This window comes from Staphylococcus sp. GDX8P80P, assembly GCF_017893095.1.
Lineage (GTDB): Bacteria > Bacillota > Bacilli > Staphylococcales > Staphylococcaceae > Staphylococcus > Staphylococcus borealis.
Genome location: NZ_JAESMI010000022.1, coordinates 26,983 through 35,888, shown reverse-complemented (window position 1 = coordinate 35,888; position 8,906 = coordinate 26,983). Strand labels below are relative to the sequence as shown.

Here is an 8,906-nt window from a genome sequence, read left to right as displayed (position 1 = left end):
TGATAATTTGCGTAATCGAATTATTATAACTTCGCGACTATTTGCCTCAAACACAAAAAAAGAGATTAAACAACCTAAGGTTGCTTAATCTCAATATTAGGACTCATCAGTCCGATTTGACGTAGAGCCAATTTATAAAGTCTACGTAGGTTTTAAGTTTAAATTTTTCTTTTAACATTCTTTAGAATTATTTTTTAAAATTGGTAATTGTTATTTAGTATCGTTAATAATCAATTGACGTAATGATTGGCGTTTAATAACTTCACGTGCTTTACCATCTTTTAAGAAAAACACAGGTGGTTTCTGCATTTGGTTGTAATTAGAAGCCATTGAATAATGATATGCTCCTGTAGAAAGAATCGCTAGGTAATCACCACGTTGAACAGAAGAAGGGAGTTTCGCATTGCGAATAATAATATCGCCTGATTCACATAATTTACCAGCAATCGTTACCGTATCATCAGCTTCTTCATGACGATTCACTAATAACGCTTGATATTTCGCATTGTATAAAGCTGTTCTAATATGATCACTCATACCGCCATCAATCGATACATATTTATTCACTTTAGGAATTTCTTTAATTGTGCCAACTTCATATAATGTTATACCAGCTTCACCAACGATTGAACGACCAGGTTCAATACCTATTTCTGGCACTTCATAATTTAAACGTTCAGTTTCCGCTTTAATTGCGTTAGTTATTTCTGCGATGCCTTCCTCAATAGGGAAGCTAACATCACCTTCAATATATTTAATACCAAAACCTCCACCGATATTAAGCAGCTCAATTTTAATATCATTGTCAGATAACCAATTTAGTACTATTTTAGCAGTTTCAATCATTGCTTCAGTACCCTCGATTTGAGAACCGATATGGAAGTGAACACCTTTTAAATGTAGGCGTTTTGAATCACGCACTTTATTAACCGCTTCGATAGCCAAACCATGTCGAATAGATAAACCAAATTTACTATCTTCTTGTCCAGTTTGAATAAACTCATGTGTATGCGCTTCAACACCTGGATTAACACGTATAACTACATTCACCGAATCACTTGCGTATTTATCGATTAATTCAATTTCTTCAAGTGAATCGATGACGAAGTAACCAACGCCATTTTCTAGAGCATATTGAATCTCATGTTTTGTTTTATTGTTACCATGGAAGTGAATTTTACTAGGATCAAATTTCGCCTCTAATGCAGTATATAATTCACCCTCAGATACTACATCTAGTTGTAAATCCTCTTCTTGTACTAATTTAACCATTTGTATACAAGTGAAAGCTTTAGATGCATAAGAAATATTATATTTCAAACCGCTTTCTTGAAAAGCTTTATGGTATCTACGCATTTGATTGCGGATTTCATCTTCATCATAAACAATAGTAGGGGTACCAAAGCTTTGAGCAAGCGTCTTTAAACTTGTGCCTGCCATTGTTAATTCACCATAATCATTATATTTTACTGCCATTTTATCTATACTCCTTTATGAGAGAATCATGATTCATCGCACTAAGTTGTTCTGAGTTAGCGCCTACACCTTTGAATGTATATTCATCAATGCGTATATCGTTATTATATAATATCACTTCATCTTGTGCATCGACTTCATCATCAACTTCCACAAACATATGACTCATCATCAAAGCACGTATGGGATAACGTTTACCATTAATTAACGCTTCATGTTTAGCTCTTGATTTAAGAATGCCATCACCATAACCGATGTCTACAACTGCTAATCGTGTGTGATCACGAGTCGCTTCAAATGCGAAACTATAACCACAATTATCTCCTGCATTCACTTCACGCACTTGAATGACATTACCTTTAACAGTCAGTGATTGCTTAATACTATTTTCATCTAATAGACTATAAGGACGAGAACCATATAAAGCAATGCCTACACGCGCATGGGTATGATGTGGTAGAAGTATTTGACCTTCTCGATAATAGCTTGCACTATTTTGCGCATGAATGAAATCAAATTGATAACCCTCTTTTAACAATGCATTCACCACATTTATCCAAGCCTCTCGCTCTATACCATACTCTGGAACATCAAATTCATCCGCATAACCAAAGTGGGTCCATACGCCACTAATAATCATTTTATCTTCATTTGTATTCGCTAGATGGTCTTCAAGAACTTCCTTAATTTCTTCTAATGTTTTGAATCCAGAACGGTGAAGTAAATTCTCATATTCGAGATGCACTTTGATACCACTTAAATCATTCTTATATTTATAATAGTAAGTCAATGACGGTAAGGTCATTTGAATTTGATATTTTCTTACTTTTTCAAAATCATAAACTGCGTTCATCAAGAATATCGTGGCATTAGGTGCTAATTCGCGTACTTTAATGGCTTCTTTCAAAGAAGTTGTGCTAAATGTATTGATTCCTGCTTTTAAAAAAGAGGTAACAGCAAACGCCAAACCATAATGATAAGCGTTGTTCTTCACTACAGCCATTATTGAATTATCATTTTTAACTTGAACAGCATTTTGTAAAAACGCTTCTTTATCGACGGACCATATTGCTGTCAATGTGAATTACTCCTCTCCATAATGCATTAATAATTGTTCATAATAATTTGCTACATAGATTAATACTTTTTCATCAAAATTAAGATGAGACGTATGAAGACCAGTTACAAAACCTTTGTCTTCATTTCGTGTACCTACGAATGCAAAGTAAGCAGGCGCAAGTTGTTGGCCATAGAAACTAAAGTCTTCACCAAATAAGAATGGTAGGGGCTTATCTATTACTTCTAGATTCGCAGCATTAATTGCTTGTTCTACACTTGCACGTAGTTTAGGACTGTTCATCGTAGGAGGATAGCCTTCTTCAAATTTCACTTCACATTCTACGTTAAATAATAAACTTACACTTTCAGCAATTTTATGCATTTGAGTTTTAACTACATTCAAATCATTAGGGTCATACGTTCTAATTGTACCTTCTAAATATCCGTGGCTAGCTACTGTATTTATTGCCTCACCAGCTTCAAAATGTCCCATATGAACAATGTTTCGTTTCAATCCGTTAAGATGATACTGCTGTATCTGACCAACTTGATTTAGAACATGTAATAGCGCTTCGCCACAAGAATGACCTTGTTCTTTATCCGCAACATGACTTGATAGCCCTTTTAAGAAGAAACGATACTCAGTTGCACTAGCTGTAATTTCTTCATCACGGATTACAACTTGTCCTTCATCTGCAAATGGATTAACATGAATGCCAAAAACGGCTTCTATTGGATAATTATTAAACGCGCCTGCTTTAATTAAGCGATTCGCACCGCCACCAGTTTCTTCAGCAGGTTGGAATATAAATACAACATTATGCGGCAGTGTCCCTTTATCAAACATCTCTTTACAACGTTTAACAAATAACATTAATGCCGTTGTATGACCGTCATGGCCGCACGCATGCATAACGTTGTCTGTTTGACTACGATAGTCAACATCATTTTCTTCAAAAATAGGTAACGCATCAATATCTGCTCGAAATGCAACGGTATGATCACTATTACCTTTTAAATAAGCAATTGCACCTGTTTCAAGCGGTCTCTCATAAGAAACCCCTAAGTCATCTAAAAAATGTGTAATGTATTCTGTTGTCTCAAACTCATGTAGACTTAATTCTGGATGTTGATGTAAATGTCTTCTATGTTTCGTTACAAACTCTAATTCGCTCATCATATCATTCCTTTGTTTACTATATTCGTCTTATCATTATTGTAACTTATTTCATCTTTTTATGTATGGTGTGATTGTAATTTAAAGTATGATTAAAGTGTGAGAACAGAGAAAGAATAACGCGTCATACCAACGCGTCATCACTCTCGAGAATAACTAAAACTGAGAAGAGCTTATGTTAAGCGCCTTCTCAGTTCAGTCAGCTATTACAATCATGCATTATAGCTATAAAATAATAAATTGTGCCACAGACACTTATCAAATACATATCGCATTAGTCATTCAATTTTCTTAATGCTGAAACGATTTCACGTTTAGAATCTTCAACTTCAGAAGTTTGTTTAATGACTTTGGCTGGTGTACCAGCAACAACTGCACCAGCTGGAACGTCTTGAGTGACAATAGCACCAGCAGCAACAATTGCACCTTCACCAACATGAACGCCTTCTAAGATAACCGCATTCGCACCGATTAACACATTATCATCAATAATTACTGGAGAGGCGCTAGGGGGTTCAATAACACCTGCTAACACAGCACCTGCTCCTACATGTACATTTTTACCAGTTGTAGCACGACCACCGAGTGTTGCATTCATATCAATCATAGTGCCTTCGCCAACAACTGCACCAATATTTATCGTTGCACCCATCATTACAACAGCGCCATCTTTGATAATTGCTTGTTCTCGAATGAATGCACCTGGCTCAATACGCGCATTCGTATTCGTTAAATCTTTAAGCGGAATAGCTGAATTTCGTCGATCCATTTCAATTTCTAACTCCGTAATTACAGATTGATTTGCTTCATAGAATGTCTTCCAATCATCTGCTTCACAAAAAATAACTTTAGAATCGTCAGAACCAAATACTTTAAAAGATTCTGGGAAGGTAACACCATCAAAATGTCCATTGGCATATACTTTTAATGGTGTAGATTTTTTAGCATCACTGATATATTGAATAATTTCTTCAGCTGATAAGTGTTGTACCATAATTTAACTCTCCTTAATAATAGATAGAATTTTATATTTTATAAGTTATCAAACGTGTAATAACCATTAGATTGATTTATTAATTTTTCTGCGGCAGTAATGGCACCGTTAGCAAAGATATCCTTTGACTGTGCTTTATGCGTAATTGTAATGGTTTCGTCTATTCCAGCAAATAACACGTCATGTTCACCAACTATAGTGCCACCTCGAATAGAGTGAATACCAATTTCATCTTTACTGCGTTGTTCAGTGCGCTCATGACGATCATATACAGGTGTACTGTTTTGACGTAAGTCTTTGATGACGTCATATAATTTAACTAATGTGCCACTAGGGGCATCTACTTTTTTATTATGATGTGCTTCAGTCAACTCAATATCAAAATCTTGTAAAAGCGGCACTGCAGCTTCTAATATTTTAGTTAATGCATGCACACCATAACTCATATTTGCACTAAAGAAGACAGGCATGCTTTGACCTAATTCATTTAACTTTTCAACTATTTTTTCCTTTTCACCAGTAGTAGCTACCACTAAAGGCAATTGAAATTGCTCATCAAGTAGAGGTAATAATAGATTAGGATTTGAAAAGTCTATAGCCACATCCGCTTCATTTTGCGCATCAGCAATATGACTATAATGCGTATATGGCGTTGTTTCATTATTTTGTGGCGCTATAACACCGATAATTTCATGACCTTTGTCTTCTGCCAAACGTGCCACTCTCTGATTCATTGCACCATAACCTATAAGTAATATTTTCATTAAAGTTCACCTGCTTTAAATTGTTGAAATGCGTCAATTAATACTTTAGCATCTTCTACTTCTAAAGGGATCAGTGGTAAACGTAATTCATAATCTCCGAATCCTAGATAACTCGTTAACGCTTTAATCGGAATAGGGTTAACATCAACAGATAACGCACCTAATAATTTACCAATCGGTTCAAAATCTTTTGAAATATCTTCTCCACGTTGTTTCGCATCGTATAATGCTTGGAATTCTCTAGGAATAGCATTACCAATAACCGATATAACACCATTGCCACCTCTATTATAAAAGTCAACAACATTGTCATCATTACCGCTGTACAATGCAAATGTTTCTTGATCAATGCGACGTTTTACATCTTCATAATAATCAAAATCATTTGTAGCATCTTTAATTGCAACAATGTATGGATTATGACTTAATGTTTCAACCGTTTCTGGTTCAATCGTCATATTTGTTCGAGAAGGTACATTATAAAGTACTACAGGTAATTTAACTTCATTTGCAATCGTTTCAAAGTGTTTAATTAAACCACGTTGATTCGTTTTGTTGTAGTAGGGTGTAATTAGCATAATTGCATCCGCACCAAGTGCTTTTGCGCGTAGTGATGCTTGAATAGATTTGGCAGTATTATTAGTACCTGTACCTGCGATAATTGTCACACGATGATTGACTTGTTGAATCACTGATTCTAGAATATGCGCTTTCTCTTCTTCAGTTAAAGTAGGGCTTTCAGCTGTAGTTCCATTAACAATAATAGCTTTTACACCATTTTCTAAAAGGAAGTCTACGTGTCTCTCTAATGCATTATAATCAACTTCATTATTTTTGAAAGGGGTAGCAAGCGCTACACCTACACCTTCGAATAAATGTGGCATATTATCTAGCTCCTTTTAAATTGATTACTTGCTCTAATACTTGCACGGCATTCAAGGCTGCACCTTTCAATAAATTGTCTGACGTACACCATACGTGGAACGTATTATCCAATGAGTCATCTCTACGAATACGACCAACAAACACGTCATCTTTACCAGTAGAAGTAAGTGCCTGAGGGTACTCATTGTTGTCAGGATTATCAACTAATACAACACGATCATCTTTATCGAATAACGCTTTAATGTCTTGTACAGTTGCTTCTTTATCAAGCGTAACGTCAATCTCAACACTATGGCTATCTTGTACCGGAACGCGGGCACATGTAGCTGTGACTTTTAAATCTGGTTCATGTAAAATTTTGCGTGTTTCATCAATCATTTTTTGTTCTTCTTTTGTATATCCATTTTCTAAAAACACATCAATATGAGGTAACACATTATTGTAAATAGGGTGTGGATATGCTTCTGGCTCTTTCCCATTTGCACCTTCTGCTAAATCTCGTTTACCTTTAATTCCAGAGCCCGAAACTGCTTGATACGTAGTATATGCCACACGTTTTAAACCAAATTGATCTTGTAACACTTTTAATGGCACTACCGATTGAATGGTTGAACAGTTAGGATTGGCAATAATACCACGTTTGAATTCTGGTTGATTAACTTCAGGTACAATTAAATCTACATCTTCAGTCATTCGCCATTGGCTTGAATTATCAATAACGATTGCACCAGCTTTTTCAAAAATAGGGGCGAATTGTGCACTTGTACCGCCACCAGCACTCATTAAAACATAGTCAAAGTGGGCACTAGCTGCATCTTCTGTTAGTTCTTGAACAACATATGTTTGACCTTGAAATTCAACTTCTTTCCCCGCAGATCTTGCAGATGAGAATAAGACCAATTCGTCAAATTGAATGTGTTTACGATCAATAGTTTCTAACATTTTTGTTCCAACTAATCCTGTTGCTCCAACCACTGCTAATTTTGTCATAATTAATCACTCCAATAATATTTGTTTGAATTTTCCTAAAATTTAATTTAAATGTTATATGAATTATATATCAAATGCCCCGTATAATCGCTCTACGGCTTTTTCACCATTCTCAGCGTCAATGACATATGAAATACTGATTTCTGAAGTTGTTGTTTGATAAAAAGGGATGTTGGCGTTAATTAGTGTAATAAACGCTCTGGATGCTACGCCTGACATATCTCTCATGCCTGAACCAATTAATGAAATTTTGACGTAAGCTTCATTAATTTTATAATCTAAAGCTTCAAATTGAGCGGAAAGCCCACTTAAAATATGTGAAATTTGATGCACATCACTATCTTTAATCGTAAACGATAATTGTAGCCCTTCGATGTTAACGATTTGCGATATCATATCTACATTAACTGAGCCATCTTCTAACGCTGTAAACAATTGCGTTAACAAACGATTGTCAGGTAGGGGGTAGCTTATCGTTACATGCATCATATGTTTATCTAAAGCGACGCCCGTGACTGCTTTCTTTTCTAAAATTTCTGTTCTTGGCATAATCCACGTTCCTTTCACATTTGATAGTGTTCTTCCCAAATACAATGGTATATCGTAATTCTTAGCAAGCTCAACACTACGGGTTTCAAGTACACCTGCACCAAGTGCACTCATTTCCATCATTTCTTCGTAAGATACATAATCTAAGCGCTTTGCTCTACTAAGAACTCTTGGATCGGTTGCATAGACACCATCAACATCTGTATATATTTCACAAGGTATTTGATTACTTGCTGCTAAGGCAACTGCCGTTGTATCAGAACCACCGCGACCTAAAGTTGTAAGTTCTAACTCATCATTGATACCTTGAAAGCCTGCTACGACTAAAATGTCGTTATTTTGAAAAGCTTGATCAAAGGTTTTTGAATCAATTTCTGCAATTCTGCTTTTCAAATGATGACCAACCGTTTTAATACCTGCTTGATAACCAGTCATGGCTCTAGCAGTCACGCCGATATCATTTAACACCATTGATAAATAGGATACCGTTTGTTGTTCACCAGTAGTAAGTAACAGTGCAAGTTCTTCATCTTTAGGTGTCGCAGTCAAATGGAAGACATTATCCATTAGTTGATCTGTTGTTTTCCCCATAGCACTGACTACTACAATTAATTGTTCACCTTCGTCTACTCGACGTTTCAGCATTTTAGCTATATTTTTTATTTTTGTAAAATCAGCAACGGATGAACCGCCAAATTTCAAAACACTTCGTTTCAATACGATACCTCCTACAGATTAGGGGAGGCACACGTTATAAAAAAAGAGCAAGTTCGGAATGCTCGAACTTGCTCATAATTTATATACAAGTGATGCACTCCATTATTTTTAAATAATGACAAACTCTCAGCTCTTAACCACAAAGTCCAACAAATCATACCTGCGATTATGATTCATTTCGGCATCGCACCCTTTCTATATTAGCTGTTGCAGACAGTGTATCTAATATATACTAATGATTGATGCGCCTCATCAATTTCTTATTCAATTGCTATGTTTTATATTATACATATGG

8 protein-coding genes and 1 riboswitch are annotated in these 8,906 nt (G+C 35.5%); all 8 genes read right to left on the bottom strand.

Features of this window, described 5'->3' with window-relative positions; all coding sequences use genetic code 11:
* Positions 1–210: 210 nt before the first annotated feature.
* Positions 211–1,476 carry a diaminopimelate decarboxylase gene (lysA, locus tag KA858_RS03225; protein WP_210135006.1) on the bottom strand — a complete coding sequence of 422 codons (1,266 nt, stop codon included), beginning with the start codon at positions 1,474–1,476 and terminating at the stop codon, positions 211–213.
* A gap of 1 nt (position 1,477) precedes the next feature.
* Positions 1,478–2,554 (bottom strand): alanine racemase, encoded by a 1,077-nt coding sequence (locus KA858_RS03220; RefSeq protein ID WP_210135005.1) that lies wholly within the window; start codon positions 2,552–2,554, stop codon positions 1,478–1,480.
* 6 nt (positions 2,555–2,560) lie between these two features.
* Positions 2,561–3,712, bottom strand: coding sequence for an amidohydrolase (locus KA858_RS03215; protein ID WP_210135004.1), 1,152 nt, complete (start codon positions 3,710–3,712; stop codon positions 2,561–2,563).
* A 274-nt stretch (positions 3,713–3,986) separates the two neighbouring features.
* Positions 3,987–4,706 (bottom strand): 2,3,4,5-tetrahydropyridine-2,6-dicarboxylate N-acetyltransferase, encoded by a 720-nt coding sequence (gene dapD / locus KA858_RS03210; protein WP_107629663.1) that lies wholly within the window; start codon positions 4,704–4,706, stop codon positions 3,987–3,989.
* Between the two features lie 38 nt (positions 4,707–4,744).
* Complete coding sequence (dapB, locus tag KA858_RS03205; protein WP_070855599.1) at positions 4,745–5,470, bottom strand: 4-hydroxy-tetrahydrodipicolinate reductase; 726 nt, start codon at positions 5,468–5,470, stop codon at positions 4,745–4,747.
* A complete protein-coding gene (gene dapA / locus KA858_RS03200; protein WP_210135003.1) occupies positions 5,470–6,354 on the bottom strand; it encodes a 4-hydroxy-tetrahydrodipicolinate synthase in 885 nt (294 codons plus the stop codon). Before dapA ends, dapB begins: the two co-directional genes overlap by 1 nt.
* Before the next feature lies 1 nt (position 6,355).
* Complete coding sequence (locus KA858_RS03195; protein WP_053030913.1) at positions 6,356–7,345, bottom strand: aspartate-semialdehyde dehydrogenase; 990 nt, start codon at positions 7,343–7,345, stop codon at positions 6,356–6,358.
* A 63-nt stretch (positions 7,346–7,408) separates the two neighbouring features.
* Positions 7,409–8,611, bottom strand: coding sequence for an aspartate kinase (locus tag KA858_RS03190; RefSeq protein ID WP_210135002.1), 1,203 nt, complete (start codon positions 8,609–8,611; stop codon positions 7,409–7,411).
* Between the two features lie 84 nt (positions 8,612–8,695).
* A riboswitch (Lysine riboswitch) is annotated at positions 8,696–8,872 on the bottom strand.
* Positions 8,873–8,906 lie beyond the last annotated feature (34 nt).